The organism is Pseudomonas sp. GD03862, from assembly GCF_029840855.1.
Lineage (GTDB): Bacteria > Pseudomonadota > Gammaproteobacteria > Pseudomonadales > Pseudomonadaceae > Aquipseudomonas > Aquipseudomonas alloputida.
Genome location: NZ_JAOCDI010000047.1, coordinates 1 through 20144 on the forward strand (window position 1 = coordinate 1; position 20144 = coordinate 20144).

Annotated in this window: 19 protein-coding genes; all 19 read left to right on the plus strand. The window is 60.2% G+C overall.

Features of this window, described 5'->3' with window-relative positions; translation table 11 throughout:
* Positions 1-583 precede the first annotated feature (583 nt).
* The 19 genes from flgB (at position 584) to fleQ (ending at position 20018) form a co-directional block, all read left to right on the plus strand.
* Positions 584-994, plus strand: coding sequence for a flagellar basal body rod protein FlgB (gene flgB, locus N5D53_RS23235; protein ID WP_010955103.1), 411 nt, complete (start codon positions 584-586; stop codon positions 992-994).
* 2 nt (positions 995-996) lie between these two features.
* Positions 997-1440 (plus strand): flagellar basal body rod protein FlgC, encoded by a 444-nt coding sequence (gene flgC / locus N5D53_RS23240; protein WP_003254469.1) that lies wholly within the window; start codon positions 997-999, stop codon positions 1438-1440.
* Positions 1441-1452: 12 nt separating this feature from the next.
* Positions 1453-2154: a flagellar hook assembly protein FlgD gene (gene flgD, locus N5D53_RS23245; RefSeq protein ID WP_003254468.1), complete on the plus strand. Its 702-nt coding sequence runs from the start codon at positions 1453-1455 to the stop codon at positions 2152-2154.
* Between the two features lie 28 nt (positions 2155-2182).
* A complete protein-coding gene (gene flgE, locus N5D53_RS23250) occupies positions 2183-3505 on the plus strand; it encodes a flagellar hook protein FlgE (RefSeq protein ID WP_020189992.1) in 1323 nt (440 codons plus the stop codon).
* A 70-nt stretch (positions 3506-3575) separates the two neighbouring features.
* Positions 3576-3767 (plus strand): hypothetical protein, encoded by a 192-nt coding sequence (locus N5D53_RS23255; protein ID WP_003254464.1) that lies wholly within the window; start codon positions 3576-3578, stop codon positions 3765-3767.
* A 160-nt stretch (positions 3768-3927) separates the two neighbouring features.
* On the plus strand, positions 3928-4668 hold the full coding sequence (gene flgF, locus N5D53_RS23260) for a flagellar basal-body rod protein FlgF (RefSeq protein ID WP_010955101.1): 741 nt from the start codon (positions 3928-3930) through the stop codon (positions 4666-4668).
* Positions 4669-4715: 47 nt separating this feature from the next.
* Positions 4716-5501 (plus strand): flagellar basal-body rod protein FlgG, encoded by a 786-nt coding sequence (flgG, locus tag N5D53_RS23265; RefSeq protein ID WP_003254462.1) that lies wholly within the window; start codon positions 4716-4718, stop codon positions 5499-5501.
* A gap of 36 nt (positions 5502-5537) precedes the next feature.
* Positions 5538-6233 carry a flagellar basal body L-ring protein FlgH gene (gene flgH, locus N5D53_RS23270; protein WP_003254461.1) on the plus strand — a complete coding sequence of 232 codons (696 nt, stop codon included), beginning with the start codon at positions 5538-5540 and terminating at the stop codon, positions 6231-6233.
* Between the two features lie 6 nt (positions 6234-6239).
* The gene (locus N5D53_RS23275; protein WP_003254458.1) at positions 6240-7355 is read left to right on the plus strand and encodes a flagellar basal body P-ring protein FlgI; all 1116 of its coding nucleotides are present in this window, start codon (positions 6240-6242) and stop codon (positions 7353-7355) included.
* An 11-nt stretch (positions 7356-7366) separates the two neighbouring features.
* Positions 7367-8521, plus strand: a complete 1155-nt coding sequence (gene flgJ, locus N5D53_RS23280; protein ID WP_104961043.1) for a flagellar assembly peptidoglycan hydrolase FlgJ — start codon at positions 7367-7369, stop codon at positions 8519-8521.
* A gap of 12 nt (positions 8522-8533) precedes the next feature.
* Positions 8534-10576 (plus strand): flagellar hook-associated protein FlgK, encoded by a 2043-nt coding sequence (gene flgK, locus N5D53_RS23285; protein WP_121161230.1) that lies wholly within the window; start codon positions 8534-8536, stop codon positions 10574-10576.
* 13 nt (positions 10577-10589) lie between these two features.
* Entirely contained in the window at positions 10590-12155 is a 1566-nt protein-coding gene (locus tag N5D53_RS23290) for a flagellar hook-associated protein 3 (protein WP_003254454.1), read from the plus strand.
* A 498-nt stretch (positions 12156-12653) separates the two neighbouring features.
* Positions 12654-13583, plus strand: coding sequence for a ketoacyl-ACP synthase III (locus tag N5D53_RS23295; protein ID WP_003254453.1), 930 nt, complete (start codon positions 12654-12656; stop codon positions 13581-13583).
* Between the two features lie 393 nt (positions 13584-13976).
* A complete protein-coding gene (locus N5D53_RS23300; protein ID WP_004575774.1) occupies positions 13977-15725 on the plus strand; it encodes a flagellin in 1749 nt (582 codons plus the stop codon).
* A 76-nt stretch (positions 15726-15801) separates the two neighbouring features.
* The gene (locus tag N5D53_RS23305; protein WP_104961047.1) at positions 15802-16152 is read left to right on the plus strand and encodes a flagellar protein FlaG; all 351 of its coding nucleotides are present in this window, start codon (positions 15802-15804) and stop codon (positions 16150-16152) included.
* Between the two features lie 78 nt (positions 16153-16230).
* Positions 16231-17586 (plus strand): flagellar filament capping protein FliD, encoded by a 1356-nt coding sequence (fliD, locus tag N5D53_RS23310; RefSeq protein ID WP_104961048.1) that lies wholly within the window; start codon positions 16231-16233, stop codon positions 17584-17586.
* Positions 17587-17663: 77 nt separating this feature from the next.
* Positions 17664-18059 carry a flagellar export chaperone FliS gene (gene fliS, locus N5D53_RS23315; RefSeq protein ID WP_003254447.1) on the plus strand — a complete coding sequence of 132 codons (396 nt, stop codon included), beginning with the start codon at positions 17664-17666 and terminating at the stop codon, positions 18057-18059.
* Positions 18060-18078: 19 nt separating this feature from the next.
* Positions 18079-18372, plus strand: coding sequence for a hypothetical protein (locus N5D53_RS23320; protein WP_003254445.1), 294 nt, complete (start codon positions 18079-18081; stop codon positions 18370-18372).
* A 170-nt stretch (positions 18373-18542) separates the two neighbouring features.
* Entirely contained in the window at positions 18543-20018 is a 1476-nt protein-coding gene (gene fleQ, locus N5D53_RS23325) for a transcriptional regulator FleQ (protein WP_003254443.1), read from the plus strand.
* Positions 20019-20144 lie beyond the last annotated feature (126 nt).

Genomic DNA, 20144 nt, shown 5'->3' on the forward strand with positions numbered 1-20144 from the left:
CCTATCCGCTGTTCCTGCCGAGCTCCCCGTAGGAGCGGGTTTACCCGCGAAGAGGCCGGCCCTGCTGGCCATTTACCACCCGCCGTTCACCGTTGCCGCCGCTACCGTATTCGCGGGTAAACCCGCTCCTACCACACTGATCGGTGATGGCCACACAATCAGGGGTTGGCCACAGGCCGCGTGTAGGAGCGGGTTCACCCGCGAAAGGGCCGGGCCTGCTGGCCAATTTCCACCAGGCGTTCACCGTTGCCGCCGCTACCGTATTCGCGGGTAAACCCGCTCCTACGCAGATTGGTGGTGGACATACATCGGAGGTTGGACACGGCCCGCCGTAGGAGCGGGTTTACCCGCGAAGAGGCCCGCCCAGGAAAACACTGACGTCAATTTTTTGTTTTGCCGCTTTTGCCGCCCATCAATTGCCGCTTTTGTCACCTCAGGCGGAAGGCCTTTGCCGCTTTTCTGGCATCAATCTGACAGTACCGCGCCGCAAAACCCCATAAATACGGGCTTTCCAGTGGTTGGCACAGCCCTTGCTATACCTTGCTCAACGAAATTCCGGTCAACCTCTGAAGGTTTCCCTGACATGAGCATCAGCTTCGACAAGGCGCTTGGTATTCACGAAAAGGCACTGGGCTTCCGCGCCCAGCGCGCTGAAGTGCTGGCCAACAACATCGCCAACGCCGACACGCCCAACTACAAGGCCCGTGACATGGACTTCGCCTCGGTGCTCGCAGCCGAAAGCGACAAGCAGCAGAGCGGCGGCCGCTTCAACCTTGACCGGACCAACAGCCGGCACATCGAAGCTGAGGGCCTGGCCATGGCCGATGAAACCCTCAAGTACCGCACGCCGCTGCAGCCGTCGATCGACCAGAACACCGTGGATGCGCAGATCGAGCAATCGAACTACACGGAAAACGCGATTGGCTTCCAGGCCAGCTTCACCTTGCTCAACAGTAAATTCAAAGGGCTGGTTTCCGCCCTGCGGGGAGAATGACCATGTCCCTTTCCAGTGTCTTCAATATTGCCGGTAGCGGCATGAGCGCACAGAACACGCGTCTGAACACCGTGGCGTCCAACATCGCCAACGCCGAGACCGTGTCTTCGAGCATCGACCAGACGTACCGCGCCCGCCACCCGGTGTTCGCCACCACCTTCCAGAATGCGCAGGCCGGCAGCAGCCAGTCGCTGTTCGAAGACCAGGGCGAGGCAGGGCAGGGCGTGCAGGTAAAAGGCATCGTCGAAGACCAGAGCACCCTTGAAGCACGCTACGAGCCGAACCACCCGGCGGCGAACAAGGACGGCTACGTCTACTACCCGAACGTCAATGTGGTCGAGGAGATGGCTGACATGATCTCCGCCAGCCGCGCGTTTCAGACCAACGCTGAACTGATGAACACGGCCAAGAACATGATGCAGAAAGTGCTGACCCTGGGGCAGTGATAGGAAGCCGACATGACCACCACCAATTCCACTACAGACGTCGGCAGCGCATACCTGACCTCGCTGCAGAAGCAGACGTCCAAGACTGACAGCTCTACCGGCGCCGCCGGCAGCGCGCTGGGCAAGGACGCGTTCCTGCAGTTGCTGGTCACCCAGATGCAGAACCAGAACCCGCTCGACCCGCAGGAAAACGGCGAGTTCGTGGCCCAGTTGGCGCAGTTCAGCAGCCTGGAAAGCATGCAGTCGCTGAACGACGCTGTGACCTACATCGCGGCCGGGCTGCAATCTTCCCAGGCCTTGCAGGCCTCCTCGCTGGTCGGGCGCAATGTCATTGTCCAGACCGACAAGGCCGTGGTCGATACCAGCAAGGACATGAAGGGCTCGGTCAACCTGACGTCGTCCAGTACCTCCACCTCGGTGGGGATCTACGACAAGGACGACAAGCTGGTGCGCACCATCGAACTCGGTACCCAGAAGTCTGGCAGCATCGACTTTACCTGGGATGGCCTGAACGATGACGGTGAAGTCGCGGCCGCCGGGACCTACACCTTCAAGGCCACCGCCTCGATCGATGGCAAGGCCACGGCCATGACCACCAACCTGCCGGCCTCGGTTACCAGTGTGACCATGGGTAGCAACGGTTCGGAGATGACGCTCAACCTGGCCGGGCTGGGCAGTGTTGCGCTTTCCAAAATCCAAAGCATCGGCATCTAGGGCCTGAGCAAAACGACAGGAGTTACACATGTCTTTCAATATCGGCCTTAGCGGCCTCTATGCAGCAAACAAGGCCCTGAACGTTACCGGCAACAACATTGCCAACGTTGCCACCACCGGCTTCAAGTCGTCGCGTGCCGAGTTCGCTGACCAGTACTCCAACTCCATTCGCGGCACCAGCGCGGGCAAGACCGTGATCGGCACCGGGGTAAAGACTGCCGCGGTTTCGCAGCTGTTCACGCCAGGCAATATCAACGCCACCGGCCAGGCGCTGGACATGGCTATCGATGGCAACGGCTTCTTTGCCCTGAACGACAACGGCTCGAAGATCTATACCCGTGCGGGCGCTTTCTACAGCGACAAGGCCGGTTATGTGGTGAATGCTTCGGGTGCCAACCTGCAGGGTTATGCGGTCGGCGAGGACGGCAAGATCATCCAGGGTATCCTGACTGACCTGCAGATCGATACTTCCAACCTGACGCCGAAGCCGACCGGCCTCATCACCGAGAAGATCAACCTGAACTCGGCCGCGACCTCCCCGTCGGTGACGCCCTTCGATCCCACCAATGCCAGTTCCTACAACTTCACGTTCAATACCCCGGTGTTCGACAGCCAGGGTAATGAACACCAGATGAACCAGTACTTCATCAAGGACGACGCGACCAATACCTGGTCCATGCACACCACTATCGATGGCCGCAACCCGGCCAATCCGGCTTCCACCACGCCGCTGGTCAACGCCGTGCCGTTCAAGTCCGATGGTACGCTGGACAAGGATGCAATGACTGCGGGTGACGTCGCGGGCGGCCTGAGCATTGGCGAAGACAAGATCTTCCAGCTCAACGACTGGATCCCGGCGCAGAAAAACGCCGCTGGAGAGTGGTCGGCCAATGGCGCCATCGCCAACGCGGACGGTGTGAAGCTGGACATGCTGGGTGCCACCCAATACAACGCGTCGTCCGCAGAAATCGCCAAAACCCAGGATGGCTTCGCCACCGGTGAGCTGTCGGGGCTGAGCATCGACCAGAACGGCTACCTGTTTGCCAGCTTCACCAACGGCAAGGACAAGGTGATCGGCCAGGTGGCGATTGCCAACTTCGCCAACCTGCAGGGCCTGACGCCGATTGGCGGTACCAACTGGAAAGAGTCCTATGCCTCGGGCGTGCCGGTGATCGGCGCTCCGGACACCGGTACCCTCGGCCAGATTTCCGGTGGTGCCCTGGAGGACTCCAACGTCGACCTGACCGGCGAGCTGGTCAACCTGATCAAGGCGCAGAGCAACTACCAGGCCAATGCCAAGACCATTTCCACTGAAAGCACCATCATGCAGACCATCATTCAGATGACCTGATGATTGTTTTTGCTGTGGTGTTTGTAATTGGGGCCGCAAAGCGGCCCCAAGAATGTGAAGGTTCATGCGAATGAAGCGGCTGTCGTTACTGGCCTTGTTCCCCCTGCTGGTGCTGGTTCTGCCGGCCCCCGCTGCCCCCGCCCCGTTCTATCAATGGCAAAGCCTGGTCACCGGCCGCTACCTGTGTTCGGCCCACAACCCGGGCAAAGGCTGGGTGCGCCACTCTGGCCCCTACAACAACGCCGCCTGCCGCGCCCATTGAGCAAGCCCTTGCCGCAGGCGGCAAACATCCGCCGACAAACTGACGGTTATTGCCCCTTGCCGCGCTGAAAGCCCCGTAAACCGGGTGTTTCAGACTTGGTTCAATTATTGCTTGGAACCTGCCCAGTGACAGCGCGGCAGCTACGCGCAGAGGAGAAACTGTGGACAAGTTGCTTTATGTGGCCATGACCGGCGCCAGCCAGAACGCGCTGGCGCAGAAGGCCCACGCCAACAACCTGGCGAACATTTCCACCAACGGTTTTCAGCGCGACCTGGAGCAGGCCCGCTCGATGCCGGTGTTCGGTGACAGCTTTCCGGCGCGTGCATTCGCCATGACCGAGCGCCCGGCCACCGACTTCAGTGAAGGCCCGTTGGTCGAAACTGGCCGCGACCTTGACGTGGCGGTGACCGGCAAAGGCTTTATCGCCGTGCAGGCGCCGGACGGCAGCGAAGCCTATGTGCGTACCGGTAGCCTGAACATCGATGCCCTCGGTGTGCTGCGTGCCGGCAATGGCATGCCGGTGATCGGCAACGGTGGCCCGATCGCCATCCCGCCGGAGCAGAAAGTGGAAGTGGGTGCCGACGGCACCATCAGCATCCGCTCCATGGGTGAAGACCCGCGGGTGATGGCCGAGGTCGACCGCATCAAACTGGTCAACCCGGACACCAAAGGCCTGACGAAGGGCCTGGACGGTCTGATCCATACCACTTCCGGCCAGCCGGCCGATGCCGACGTCAACGTGCGGGTGGTGGCTGGCTTCCTGGAAGGCAGCAATGTCAACGCTGTCGAGGAAATGACCTCGGTGCTGGCGCTGTCCCGCCAGTTCGAACTGCACGTCAAGATGATGAATACGGCCAAGGAAGGCGACGAAGCCATGGCTCGGGTTTTGCAAATCGGCTAATCACTTTTGAACGGGTGCCGTAAAACAGGCGCACGAGGAGAACTCACATGCTTCCGGCTCTTTGGGTCGCTAAAACCGGCCTGTCCGCTCAGGACACCAACCTGACGGTCATTTCCAACAACCTGGCCAACGTCTCGACCACCGGCTTCAAGCGTGATCGCGCCGAATTCGCAGACCTGCTCTACCAGATCAAGCGCCAGCCTGGTGCCCAGTCGACCCAGGACAGCGAGCTGCCCTCGGGCCTGCAGGTCGGTACCGGTGTGCGTATCGTGGGCACCCAGAAAAGCTTCGTCGCCGGCAGCCTGCAAACCACGGAAAACCCGTTGGACATGGCCGTCAACGGTCGCGGTTTCTTCCAGGTCCTGCAGCCGGATGGCACCGTGTCGTACACCCGTGACGGCACCTTCCACCTGAACTCCGATGGCCAGATCGTCACCGCCAACGGCTACGCCCTGGAACCTGCCATTGTCGTGCCTAACGACGCCCAGACCTTCACCGTTGGCCAGGACGGCACCGTGTCGATCACCACCGCCGGCAACCCGGCTGCACAGGTGATCGGCAACATCCAGACCGCCGACTTCATCAACCCGGCCGGCCTGCAGGCGATCGGCGACAACCTGTTCCTCGAGACCGCCGCCAGTGGCGCACCGCAGGTTGGCACCCCAGGCCTGAACGGTTTTGGCACCACCTTGCAGCAGACGCTGGAGAACTCCAACGTCAGCACCGTGGAAGAGCTGGTGAACATGATCACCACTCAGCGTGCCTACGAGATGAACTCCAAAGTCATTTCCACGGCCGACCAGATGCTGTCGTTCGTTACTCAACAGCTCTAAGCCCTGTCACTCAGCTGCGCCCGTGAGGTAAGTGTCATGAATCGTCTGTTGTCCGTTTTCGCCCTGGGGGGGGCGGTGTTGCTGGCAGGTTGCGTCGCACCGACGCCCAAGCCCAACGACCCGTACTATGCGCCGGTGTTGCCGCGCACCCCGTTGCCGGCAGCGGCCAACAACGGTTCGATCTACCAGGCCGGTTTCGAGCAGAACCTGTACAGCGACCGCAAGGCGTTCCGGGTGGGTGACATCATCACCATCACGCTCAATGAGCGCACGTCCGCCAGCAAGAACGCGGGCTCGCAGATCGCCAAGACCAGCAAGACCGACATCGGCCTGACTTCGCTGTTTGGTAGCACGCCCAACACCAATAATCCGTTCGGTGGCGGCGACCTTTCGCTGGAGGCCGGTTATAGCGGCGATCGCGCGACCAAGGGCGACAGCAAGGCCACCCAGGGCAACACGCTGACCGGTTCGATCACCGTCACCGTGGCCGAGGTGCTGCCCAACGGCATCATCGCCGTGCGCGGCGAGAAGTGGCTGACCCTGAACACCGGCGAAGAGCTGGTGCGCATTGCCGGCATGGTTCGCGCTGACGATATCGCCACCGACAACACTGTGCCGTCCACCCGTGTGGCCGACGCGCGCATCACCTACTCCGGTACCGGTTCGTTCGCCGATGCCAGCCAGCCCGGGTGGCTGGACCGCTTCTTCATCAGCCCGCTTTGGCCTTTCTGAGTACGGATGACCATGTTCAACGTGAGGCAGCTGATTGCCACAACCCTGCTTTTGTCCTGCGCCTTCGCTGCCCAGGCCGAGCGCCTGAAGGACATTGCCAGCATCTCTGGCGTACGTTCCAACCAGTTGATTGGTTACGGCCTGGTGGTGGGCCTCAATGGCACGGGTGACCAGACCACCCAGACGCCGTTCACCCTGCAAACCTTCAACAACATGCTGTCGCAATTCGGCATCAAGGTGCCGGCCGGTTCCGGCAACGTGCAGCTGAAGAACGTTGCCGCAGTGTCGGTGCATGCCGACCTGCCACCGTTCGCCAAGCCGGGCCAGGTGGTGGACATCACCGTGTCGTCGATCGGTAACTCGAAGAGCCTGCGCGGCGGCAGCCTGTTGATGACCCCGCTCAAGGGTATCGACGGCAATGTCTACGCCATTGCCCAGGGCAACCTGGTCGTGGGCGGCTTTGATGCCGAAGGTCGTGACGGCTCGAAGATCACTGTCAACGTGCCGTCGGCCGGTCGTATTCCGGGTGGTGCCAGTGTCGAGCGTGCGGTGCCGAGCGGCTTCAACCAGGGCAATACCCTGACCCTTAACCTCAATCGTCCCGACTTCACGACCGCCAAGCGCATCGTGGACAAGGTCAACGACCTGCTCGGCCCTGGCGTGGCCCAGGCCGTGGATGGTGGTTCGGTACGGGTCAGCGCGCCGATGGACCCAAGCCAGCGCGTGGATTATCTGTCGATCCTCGAAAACCTCGAAATCGACCCGGGCCAGGCGGTGGCCAAAGTCATCATCAACTCGCGTACCGGCACCATCGTCATCGGCCAGAACGTCAAGGTGTCGCCGGCAGCGGTAACCCACGGCAGCCTGACCGTGACCATCACCGAAGACCCGATCGTCAGCCAGCCGGGGGCCTTCTCCAATGGCCAGACTGCCGTGGTGCCACGCTCGCGGGTCAATGCCGAGCAGGAAGCCAAGCCGATGTTCAAGTTCGGCCCGGGCACCACGCTGGATGAAATCGTCCGCGCGGTGAACCAGGTGGGCGCAGCGCCCGGCGACCTGATGGCGATCCTCGAAGCCTTGAAGCAGGCCGGCGCCTTGCAGGCCGACCTGATCGTGATCTGAGGACGGCGCGGATGAATATCAAAAGCCAGGTATCCGGTAGTGCCGACAGCGGCGCCTATACCGACCTCAACCGCCTGAGTGCCCTCAAGCACGGCGACCGCGACAGCGAAGCCAATGTGCGCAAGGTGGCCCAGGAATTCGAGTCGCTGTTCATCAGCGAAATGCTCAAGGCCTCGCGCAAGGCCAGTGACGTGCTGGCCGACGACAACCCGATGAACACCGAAACGGTCAAGCAGTACCGCGACATGTACGACCAGCAGTTGGCCGTGAGCATGTCCCGCGAAGGTGGCGGCATCGGCTTGCAGGACGTGCTGGTGCGCCAGCTGACCAAGGGGCGCAGTGCGTCGATCAATACCAGCCCGTTCCCGCGCGTCGATAGCGGTGGCCCGGCATTGTGGGGCAACAAGGTGGCGGAGCCAGCGCATGCCATGGCCTCGTCCGCTACGCGCAACGACGTTGCTGCACTCAACGCGCGGCGCCTGGCCCTGCCCAGCAAACTCACCGACCGCCTGTTGGCCGGTATCGTACCGTCGGCGGAAACTGCCAATAACGCCGCCGTGCCTGCCCGTGACGGTCAGCCAGTCGCCAAGGCCTTCGCCGTGCCGGACAACGGCCTGCGCATTGTCGGCCGTGCCGTGGCCCAGCCACCGCTGGCGCCGAACAAGGCTTTCACCGACAGCGACGCCTTCGTCGCCACCATGCTGCCAATGGCCGAGCAGGCCGCCAGGCGCATTGGTGTCGACCCGCGCTACCTGGTGGCCCAGGCCGCGCTGGAAACCGGTTGGGGCAAGTCGGTGATGCGCAACAGCGACGGCAGCAGCAGCCACAACCTGTTCGGCATCAAAGCCACCGGCAACTGGCAAGGCGAGCAGGCGCGGGCGATCACCAGCGAATTCCGCGATGGCCAGTTCGTCAAGGAAACCGCGGCGTTCCGCAGCTACGACTCCTACCAGGACAGCTTCCACGATCTCGTTACCTTGCTGCAGAGCAATGCTCGCTATCAAGGTGCGCTGGATGCGGCCGATAACCCTGAGCAGTTTGCAAGAGAGCTGCAAAAAGCAGGTTATGCGACCGACCCGGGCTATGCGAAGAAGATCATCAGCATCGCCCAGCAAATGCAGTCAACCCCGCAATACGCCATGGCTGGCAGAACCACGAACTTATAAAAGGACTAAATCATGTCGAGCCTGATTTCCATCGGCCTGAGTGGCCTGAGTGCCAGCCAGGCGGCCTTGTCGGTAACCAGTAACAACATCGCCAACGCCGCGACCAGTGGCTACTCGCGCCAGCAGACGGTTCAGGCGGCGGGGCCTTCGCACAACATAGGCGCAGGGTTCCTGGGTACCGGGACCACGCTGGCGGATGTGCGTCGCATCTACAGCTCCTACCTGGACAACCAGTTGCAGACGGCCACCTCGTTGCAGGCAGACTCGCTGACGTTCCAGGATCAGATCACCAGCGTCGACAAGCTGCTGGCCGACCGTGACACCGGTATCAGTTCGGTCCTTACCGCCTTCTTTTCGGCGCTGCAGACTGCAGCGGCGAAACCGGGTGACGTTGCCTCGCGTCAGCTGCTGCTGACCCAGGCGCAAACCCTGAGCAACCGTTTCAACGCGGTGAGCACCCAGCTGACCCAGCAGAACGCCACGATCAACTCCCAGCTCGACACCATGGCCGGCCAGGTGAACAAGCTCACCGCCAACATTGCCGAGTACAACAAGCAGATCACCGCCGCCAGCGCCTCCGGCAACAGCCCTAACAGCCTGCTGGATGCGCGCAGCGAAGCCGTGCGCCAGCTCAACGAGCTGGTAGGGGTGACGGTGCAGGAGCGTGATGGCAACTACGACGTGTACCTGGGCAGTGGCCAATCGCTGGTCACCGGAACCAAGGCCAACACCTTGTCGGTGGAGCCGGGTGTGGCCGACAAGAGCCAGGTTGCCCTGCGCATCAACTATGACTCGTTCAGCTCGGACGTGACCTCGGTGGTGTCCGGTGGCGCCATTGGCGGCCTGTTGCGTTATCGCCAGGACGTGCTGACGCCGTCGATGAACGAGCTTGGTCGCGTTGCCCTGGTAGTCGCCGACAGCATCAATAGCCAGCTGGGTCAGGGCCTGGATGCCAACGGCCAGTTCGGCAGCTCGCTGTTCTCCAGCATCAACAGCGCCACCGCCATTGCCCAGCGCAGCCTGGCCTCGTCGAACAACAGTGCCGGCTCCGGCAATCTGGATGTCACCATCGCCAACAGCGGTGCGCTGACCACCTACGACTACGAGGTGAAGTTCACCAGCGCCAACCAGTACAGTGTGCGCCGCTCGGACGGCACCGACATGGGCAGCTTCGACCTGAATGCCGACCCGGCACCGGTGATCGATGGTTTCAGCCTGGCGTTGAAAGGCGGCGGCCTGGCGGCCGGCGACAGCTTCAAGGTCATCCCCACCCGTGCAGCTGCCGGGAGCATTACCACGACCTTGACCGATGCCAACAAGCTGGCCTTCGCCGGCCCTGTCAGCGCGACCTCGGGCAGTGGCAACAGCGGTACTGGCACCATCACCCAGCCGACCCTGAGCGAGTCGCTGGACATCTACGGCGGTGCCGATACCGCGCTGATCCAGCAGTCGATTCGCGATTCGATGCCGGTGCGCGTGGTGTTCGATGCTGCCAGTAGAGGCTCCCAGGGCTACAAGCTGTTCGATGCCAAGGGCACCCAGATTGGTACCGGCAGCGTGGTGCCTGGGCAGGACAACAAGTTGTCCATCGCCGTGCCGATGCTGGATGCGGCCGGCGACCCGATTCTGGATGGTAGCGGTAACCCGCGTACCTTTGCCGTCGAGACCACAATCGGTGGCAGCCCTGCGGCCAATGACAGCTTTACCCTGTCGTTCAATGCCGACGGCAAGGCGGACAACCGCAATGCCAACGCGCTGCTGGACCTGCAGACCAAGTCGACCGTGGGCACCAATTCTGGCACCGGGACCAGCTTCACCTCGGCCTACGCCTCGCTGGTCGAGCGGGTAGGGGCCAAGGCCAGCCAGGCCACCATTGACACCACGGCGACCCAGGCAGTGCTCAAGTCTGCGACCGAGAGCCGCAGCGCGGTGTCGGGCGTCAACCTCGATGACGAAGCGGCCAGCCTGGTGAAGTTCCAGCACTACTACACAGCGTCGTCGCAGATCATCAAGGCGGCGCAAGAAACCTTCTCCACCCTGATCAACGCCCTGTAAGGAGTAGCGGACCGTGCGTATTTCAACTGCTCAGTTCTATGAGACCAGCGCCACTAGCTACTCCCAGAACTACTCCAACTTGGCCAAGATTACCGAACAGGTCACCTCCAAATCGCGCATCCAGTCGGCCGGTGACGACCCGGTCGGCGCTGCGCGCTTGCTGGTGCTGCAGCAACAGAGCGCCTTGTTGGAGCAGTACAGCGGCAACATGACCACGGTCAAGAACGCCCTGCTGCAGGAAGAGAGCGTGCTATCGACCATCAACGATGCCCTGCAGCGTGCCAGCGAGCTGGCGATCCAGGCGGGTAACGGGGGCCTGAGCGATGCCGACCGTACCTCGATCGCCAGCGAGATCAAGGAAATCGAAGCCAACGTGTTCGGTCTGCTGAACTCGCGCGATGCCAACGGCGACTACATGTTTGGCGGCTCCAAGTCGTCGACCCCGCCCTATGTGCGCAACGCCGACGGCACCTACAGCTACCAGGGCGACCAGACCCAGCTGAGCCTGCAGGTGTCCGACACCTTGCGCCTGGCGACCAACGACACCGGCTACAGCATTTTCGACCAGGCCACCAATAACAGCCGCACCCAGTCGAGCCTGGTAGCACCGTCGCCGGATGACGGCAAGGTATTGCTGTCTGGCGGCCTGTTGACCTCGGCCACCACCTACGGCAATCAGTTTGCCGCTGGTCAGCCGTATTCTGTCACCTTCACCAGTGCCACCGAGTACAGCGTGAGGGATGCCGCCGGCAATGACATCACCAATGAAACCGCCGGCAAGGGCAAGTTCGACGTCAATACCGAAGGCGGCAAGATGATCTCGCTGCGCGGTGTCGACTTCGAGATCAACCTGAACCTGGCGGAAGGTGACGATGCTGACGCCGTCGTTGCCGGCCATGTGTTCACCCTCGAAGCCAAGCCCGATACCCTCACGGCGACGCGTAGCGCGGGCAACCCGTCGACGGCGCAGGTGACCGGCACCAGCGTTACCGACCCGGAAGCTTACCGTAGCACCTTCCCAAGCAACGGCGCGGTGATCCGCTTCACCAGCGATACCGAGTATTCTCTGTATGCGCAGCCGTACAGTGCCGACAGCAAGCCGATTGGCTCGGGTACAGTAGGGGCGGGCAACGCAGTGACGGTGGCAGGCGTTACCTACCAGTTCGACAGCGCGCCGAAGCAAGGCGACCAGTTCTCGGTCAATGCCAATACCCATCGCACGCAGAACGTACTGGATACCTTGGGTCAGCTACGCAGCGCTCTGGAAAAGCCGCTGGACACGCCCGAGGCGCAGGCTGCACTGAAAACCGCCACCGACTCGGCGATTTCCAACCTGGCCAGTGCCCGGGATCGTATCGACATTACCCGTGGTTCGATCGGTGCGCGGGGCAACTCGCTGGATATTCAGGCGCAGGAAAACGAAAGCCTGGGGCTGGCCAACCAAAGCACACAAAGTGCCATTGGCGATACTGACATGGCCTCGGCCACCATTCAGCTGACCCTGCAGCAGGCCATGCTTGAAGCTTCGCAGTTGGCGTTTGCGCGCATTTCTCAGCTAAGCCTGTTCGACAAGATCTAGTCTGCCTGCCTGATCCTGGGGCTGCTGCGCAGCCCTATCGCGACACAGGGCCCCCCACAGGTCCTCCTCTCTCCTGAGGGTGGCGTATTTGGGCTGCTCCCCAGGGTTGGATTGGTGTCCAGCTTCTTGGGGGCAGTCCAGGTCGTCCTCTCTCCTGAAGGTGGCGTATTTGTGGGAGCGGCCTTGCGTCGCGAAAGGGCCGCGAAGCGGCCCCATCGATATCTGCTGCGAAGCTGATCATTCGGGGTCCAGTGCCCGCCCGGTCATTCCAAAAATTCCCCAGTCCCCACACCCTCGCCACGGCTTTCGTAGCATTTCAATGTGACCAATGAGTCAAAACGCTCATCTTCCCTGTATTCTATGCAGCAGCTGTTGCAGCATTTTGTTACCGGTGCGCAGGCGAGCCCTGGCTACAACCCCTGGCGGTGACCGCTCCGGTATTTGGCGCCCTCAATTCATCGAGTGGTGGTCTTTGGCTGTTTTCATTGGGAAGCCAGAATGATTGGCATCAAAAGCATTGCGAGTTACGTGCCCACCGCTGGCCTGGACAACTACGTTCAGGGTGCGAAGTTCGGCAAGGACGAAGAGTTCATGTTCGGCAAGATCGGTGCGTCGTTCCTGCCGCGCAAGGCCGAAGAGCAAGAAACCTCCGACTTGTGCGTAGAAGCCGCCCAGGCGCTGTTCGCCAGCAACCCCGACCTTGATCCGCAATCGATCGATGCGTTGATCGTGGTCACCCAGAACGGCGACGAAGAAGGCCTGCCGCACACCGCAGCCATCGTCCAGAGCAAACTTGGCCTGTCTACCCGCGTGGCGGCGTTCGACGTGTCGCTGGGCTGCTCCGGCTATGTGTATGGCCTGTATGCGATCAAAGGCTTCATGGAGGCGGCAGGCCTGAAGAACGGCCTGCTGATCACCGCCGACCCGTATTCGAAGATCGTCGACCCGGAAGACCGCAACACCACCATGCTGTTCGGCGACGCCGCCACGGCAACCTGGATGGGTGAAAACGCGGTTTGGAACCTGGGCCAGGCGCGTTTCGGCACTGACGGTTCCGGTGCCGAGCACCTGAAAGTCAGTGACGGCAAATTCTTCATGAATGGCCGCCAGGTATTCAACTTCGCCCTGATCAAAGTGCCAGCGCACCTGCACGAGCTGCTGGATGCCAGCGGCCTGAAGTCGTCGGATATCGACGCCTTCTGCATCCACCAGGGCAGTGCGGCGATTGTCGACGCCGTGGCGCGACGCTTTGAAGAGCAACACCCGGAGAAGTTCGTCAAGGACATGCTGGAAACCGGCAATACGGTGTCCTCCAGTGTTCCGCTGCTGCTGCAGAAGCACATGCTCGATGGCAGCTGGAAGCGCGTGGCGATCAGTGGCTTTGGCGTGGGCCTGTCGTGGGGCTCGGCCATCCTGTACCGCGACTGATCCCAGTCAGCCCCTAAAAGCGCCCGGCGGCCACCGCCCGGCGCTTTTTTTCTGCCGACAATAAACTTCTGCCTAACGCAGCCCATTGTAGGAGCGGGTTCACCCGCGAAGAAGGCAGCTCGGTCTATGGCACCGGCTTCGCCGGTGTTCGCGGGTGAACCCGCTCCTACAGATGGGATGAGGCATTCAGCCCATTCCAAACAGTTTTTGACGCCAATAAACCGCCCTTAACCCCTTGATTTCTCAGGGCTGGCCCCATGCCAGTATTTTTTTTTTGAAAAAACCCTCAAGCAACCCGCATACCCGACGATAACCATTACGAAGGTTCTCTAGGCCACACCCGGCTGTCGCCAGGGCCGGAAGCCGCAGTATCCATACAACGAGGAATTCGTCATGGCTTTGACCGTTAACACTAACATCACCTCCTTGGGCGTTCAGAAGAACCTGAACCGTGCTTCCGACGCGCTGGGCACCTCCATGTCCCGCCTGTCCTCTGGCCTGAAAATCAACAGCGCCAAAGACGACGCCGCTGGCCTGCAGATCGCCAACCGTCTGACCAGCCAGATCAAAGGCCTGAGCGTTGCCGTGAAAAACGCCAACGACGGCATCTCCATCGCTCAGACTGCTGAAGGTGCGATGCAGGAATCGACCAGCATTCTGCAGCGTATGCGCGAACTGGCCCTGCAGTCGGCTAACGGCTCGAACAGCGATGATGACCGTACTTCCCTGCAGCAGGAGTTCACCGCTCTGTCGGGTGAGCTGACTCGTATTGCAAACACCACTACCTTCGGTGGTCGTAACATTCTGGACGGCTCTTTCCAGAACATCGGTTTCCAGATTGGTGCTAGCGCTAACGAAACAATTTCGTTCGGCATGACTGACATCAGTGCAACTGGTCTAAAAGGATCTTACAGCGAGGCAACTGTTGCTGGTAATGAAATGGGGGGGCTGACTGCCACTGCATTGGGTACTAAGCTGACCACTCCAGCGCCGGTGGTGGGTGCGGCGGTCGTGAACAGCACATCAGTACCAGACGAGATTAAGGCTGGTGGAGGCGGCTTCGCTGCGGAATTCGGCTTCGCTATCGGTAATCAATCTGTATTGGTAGAGGTTGGTGACGAAGGTGCAGCTATTGCTACTAAGATGCAAGCCGCTCTGCGAGCTGCGACTGGTGATAATACCGCCACTGTAGGCTTTACTGACGCTGATGGCTTCACCATGTCTGCCTTGGCAGATATAGAAATTTCCGGCGCTGGTGCTTCCGCTGTTGGTCTAGCTACCGGCACCACTAACGCTGTTCGTGCAGGTACTCCAACCCCTGCAACTGGCGCAACTACTCTTGCTGCTGGTGGCACTATCAAGGTCAATGACACTCAGGTTACTTGGGCTGCAGGTGCTGATATTGACTCTGTTCTCACTCAAATCAACGCTATCGGTACTATCGACGCAACCAAAACCAAAATCGATGCTGATGGTCGTTTGAATATCGTTTCGAAAGATGGCAGCGATGTTCGTCTCTCGAATGATCAAAGCGGTTCCTTGGCTCAGTTGGGCCTGACTGCTGGTACTTCTGAAGCTAAAACTACTGAAGATACTTCGATTACTCTGAATGGTGTAGAAGTCAAGTTCGCCAAGGGCTCCAGCGCTCAGAACGTCGTTTCGGCGATCAATAGCGCTAGCACGGGTGTTACTGCCAGTCTGACTGATGATGGTAAGCTGTCGCTGTTCTCCGACAAAGACATTACTGTTGCTGACGGTAGTGCAGGTACTGGTCTCGCCGCTCTCGGTCTAGCCGGCAAAACTGGTGCGACGGCAGTTGCAATGGAAACTACCGTTTCCAACCTCAGCATTACTGACGCTAAGTCGTCGCAGATATCGATCCAAGCATTGGATGCTGCTATCGCCCAAGTCGACAGCCAGCGCGCCCAACTGGGTGCCGTTCAAAACCGCTTCGACAGCACCGTAGCCAACCTGAACAGCATCTCGGAAAACTCCACCGCTGCCCGCAGTCGTGTGCAGGACGCCGACTTTGCTGCTGAAACCGCCGAGCTGACCAAGCAGCAGACCCTGCAACAGGCTTCCACCGCGATCCTGTCCCAGGCCAACCAGCTGCCGTCGTCGGTACTGAAACTGCTGGGCTAATTTCAAAAGCTGAGTAGTTTGACGAAGGGTACGGCGACGTACCCTTTCGTCTTTCCGAGAATAAGAGGTGTAAGACATGGATATGAGCGTGAAACTGGGCCTGTCCTATCCCGCCTCCGCTGCGCCCGACACATCGACGAGCAAGCGGCAAGCAAGCGATCTGGCAGCCAGCGAGTCGGTCGACAAACAACCCAAGCCTGAAGCTCGGCAAGACCTGGAAAGCGCCATCAGTGCCATCCAGGACTTCGTCAAGGCTTCAGAGCGGCAACTCGATTTTTCGATCGATGACTCCACCGGCCAGGTGGTGGTCAAGGTCATAGCCCGCCAAAGCGGCGAAGTCATTCGCCAGTTGCCTTCCGAAGTGGCACTGAAACTGGCGGAAAACCTGAAGGATGCCAATAGCCTGTTGTTCAATGCCCAGGTCTGAGTTGGCACGGCATTTGTTTATTAGCGCACGGATGCCTTTTCGTCGGTAAACCGGCGGCAACGATTAAGGAGATGTGATATGGCGAGCTCAACCATCAATGGGCTTGGCTCTGGCCTCGATATCAGCGGTATCGTGAAGGCGCTGGCAGATGCCGAAAAGGCGCCCAAGCAAACCCAGATCAACAACCAGACCACCACAGCCACCACCTCGCTGTCGGCCATCGGTACTGTGAAAAGCGCACTGGATACCTTTCGTGCAGCCGTTGCCAAGCTAAACACGGCTTCGAGCTTTTCCGGTTTGGCGTCATCGTCGTCCGATGAAGCCATCGCCAAGATCAAGCTGGGCGATGGCGCGTCTTCCGGTGACTATGCTCTCGAAGTTACCCAGTTGGCGACAGCTTCCAAGATCTCGACACAGGTCTACGAGAAGACTTCGACCATCGTCAACGATTCGGGGCAATCGCAAACCCTGACCATTAGCCAGGGCAGTGCTACCCATAGCGTGACCATCGCCAACGGCGCGACCCTGCAGCAGGCTCGTGACACGATCAATGGTCAACTGCAGTCAAAAGGTATCACCGCGAACATCGTCACCGACGCCAGTGGTTCACGCCTGATCTTCTCGTCCACTAAAATGGGTGAGGGCACCGAACTGACGTTGGGCGGCGACGCCAGCATGGCTAGTGATGTGACGACCATCGCCGAGCCACAGAACGCAAAATACACCCTGGACGGTCTTGAGCTGGAATCGGCCTCGAATACTGTAACAGGCGCCATCAGTGGCGTGGATATCACACTGGTCAAGGAAGGCAAGGCCAGCCTAGCGGTATCGAGCAATAACGATACGCTCAAGACCTCGGTGCAGTCGTTCGTCACCGCTTACAATGCGCTGATGACTACTATCAATGCCCAGACCAAGGTCACCACAGGCTCTGATGGCTCTGCCACCGGCTCGGCCGCATTGACCGGTGATGCGACCATGCGCTCGCTGGTCAATTCCATTCGTAGCGAGATCAGTCGCAGCGTTGGCAGTACAGGCCTGCGCACTTTGTCGCAATTAGGCATCAATACCGTCCAGAAAACCGGCCTGTTGGAGCTCAATGACACCAAGTGGGACGCTGCGGTCAAAACGTATGGTGCTGACATCAGCGGTCTGTTCACCGGTAAGGAAGGCCTGCTCACGCGCATGACCTCCGCCACCGAGGAATACGCCAAGACCGGTGGCATCCTGGCCTCTCGTCAGACCAATCTGACTAATCAGCTCAAGCAACTGGAAGAGTCGCAAACCGCCCTGGACCGTCGTATCGAGTCTTTGACCGAAACCCTGACCAAGAAATATAACGCCATGGACACCATGGTCGCCCAGCTCAAGGCTACTAGTGACAGCGTGATGACCACGCTCAACGCGTTGAACAAAGCCAATAGCGACAGCTGATCATTAAAGAAACGCCGGGCCGGGCCGATGTAGTAGACATGCGGCCCACGTCCAGCCCCGTTCAATGAGGATCCCCCATGCACCCGATGAGAGCCCTTCGCCAGTACCAGAAGGTCAATTCCCACGCTCAAATTTCCGAAGCTACCCCGCACCGCTTGGTGCAGTTGCTGATGGAGGGTTCGCTTGACCGCATGGCTCAGGCCAAAGGTGCGATCGCGCGCGGCGATGTGGCGCTGAAGGGTGTGATGCTGGGCAAGGCTATTGACATCATCGGTGGTCTGCGTGAGGGGCTGGATAAGGAAAAGACCGATAACCCAGACGAACTGGACCGCCTCGACAGCCTGTACGACTACATGGCTCGCCGCCTGACTCAGGCCAATCTGCATAGCGACCCGGCCATGATCGACGAAGTCGCGCAATTGATGATCACTGTCAAAAGCGGCTGGGATGCCATCGCCTCCGCCGAGCAATAACACCCTAAGGAGCACCCCCATGAGCGCGCTGCAGCAAATCGAAGACACCCGCCTTGCCCTGAGCGAGGCCCTGCAAGTGCGCGACTGGGCGGCCATTGGTGAGTTGGACTTGGCCTGTCGTGCGCTGATGGATGAATTACTGCAAGAGAATCAGGATGATGAGGCCGCAATCCGGGCCAATCTGGAAGCGTTGATGGCGGTTTATCGTCAGCTGATCGACGTTGCAAGTGACGAGCGTCAATCCTTGGTCGCACAAATGTCGAATATCAACCAAGCGAAACACGCCACAAAGGTATACCATCTGTTCAGCTGAAGCTGGGCAGAGAGCAACGCTTCGGCGCCATAAATTTGACTGCCTTTAAGTTTTTGACTTTACTAGTGGCTGTTTTCGAATTTCAGACGTCCGAACACTGACCATTCAGTCGGAATGATGTCGAGCACGCCCCTGCAGGGCGCCGATATGACTAGGGAAGTTGCTATTGCATGTGGCGTGAAACCAAGATTCTGCTGATCGATGACGACAGCGCGCGCCGCCGCGACCTTGCGGTGGTGCTGAACTTCCTCGGCGAAGAAAACCTCGCGTGTGCCAGCCATGACTGGCAGCAGGCGGTCGAGCCATTGTCCTCGAGCCGCGAAGTGCTGTGCGTGCTCATCGGCACCGTGAATGCTCCGGGCAATCTGCTTGGGCTGCTTAAGACAGTGGCTACCTGGGATGAGTTCCTTCCGGTTCTGCTTTTAGGTGAAATTTCTTCTGCCGAGCTGCCGGAAGACCTTCGCCGCCGGGTGCTGTCCAACCTGGAAATGCCGCCAAGCTACAGCCAGCTGCTGGATTCGCTGCACCGTGCCCAGGTCTACCGCGAAATGTATGACCAGGCGCGCGAGCGCGGTCGCCAGCGCGAGCCCAATCTGTTCCGTAGCCTGGTGGGCACCAGCCGTGCCATTCAGCACGTGCGGCAAATGATGCAGCAAGTGGCGGATACCGACGCCAGCGTGCTGATCCTGGGTGAGTCGGGCACCGGCAAGGAAGTGGTGGCGCGTAACCTGCACTACCATTCCAAGCGCCGCGAAGCGCCGTTCGTGCCGGTCAACTGTGGCGCGATCCCGGCTGAGCTGCTGGAAAGCGAACTGTTCGGCCACGAGAAGGGCGCCTTTACCGGGGCCATCACCAGCCGTGCCGGGCGTTTCGAGCTGGCCAACGGCGGTACCCTGTTCCTCGACGAAATCGGCGACATGCCGTTGCCGATGCAGGTCAAGCTGCTGCGTGTGCTGCAGGAGCGTACCTTCGAGCGCGTGGGCAGCAACAAGACCCAGAGCATCGACGTGCGCATCATCGCTGCGACGCACAAGAACCTCGAAACCATGATCGAGGACGGCACCTTCCGCGAAGACCTGTACTACCGCCTGAACGTGTTCCCTATCGAAATGGCGCCGTTGCGTGAGCGGGTGGAAGACATCCCGTTGCTGATGAACGAGCTGATTTCGCGCATGGAGCACGAGAAGCGCGGTTCCATTCGCTTCAATTCCGCCTCGATCATGTCGCTGTGCCGTCACGGCTGGCCGGGCAACGTGCGCGAGCTGGCCAACCTGGTCGAGCGCATGGCGATCATGCACCCGTACGGGGTCATTGGCGTGTCGGAACTGCCGAAGAAATTCCGCTATGTCGATGACGAAGACGAGCAGATGGTCGACAGCCTGCGCAGCGACCTGGAAGAGCGCGTGGCGATCAATGGCCACACACCAAACTTCAGCAACCACGCCATGCTGCCGCCCGAAGGCCTGGACCTCAAGGACTACCTGGGTAGCCTGGAGCAGGGTCTGATCCAGCAGGCGCTGGACGATGCCAACGGTATCGTTGCGCGCGCGGCTGAACGTTTGCGTATTCGCCGTACCACCCTGGTCGAGAAAATGCGCAAGTACGGCATGAGCCGCCAAGGTGGCGAGGAACAGGCGGAAGATTGAAGCCTGGCGGTTGCCTGTGCCGGCCTCTTCGCGGGCACGCCCGCTCCCACAGGATCGATGCACATCTTCAATTCGGTGATATTCCTGTGGGAGCGGGCTTGCCCGCGAAGAGGCCGGCACAAATCC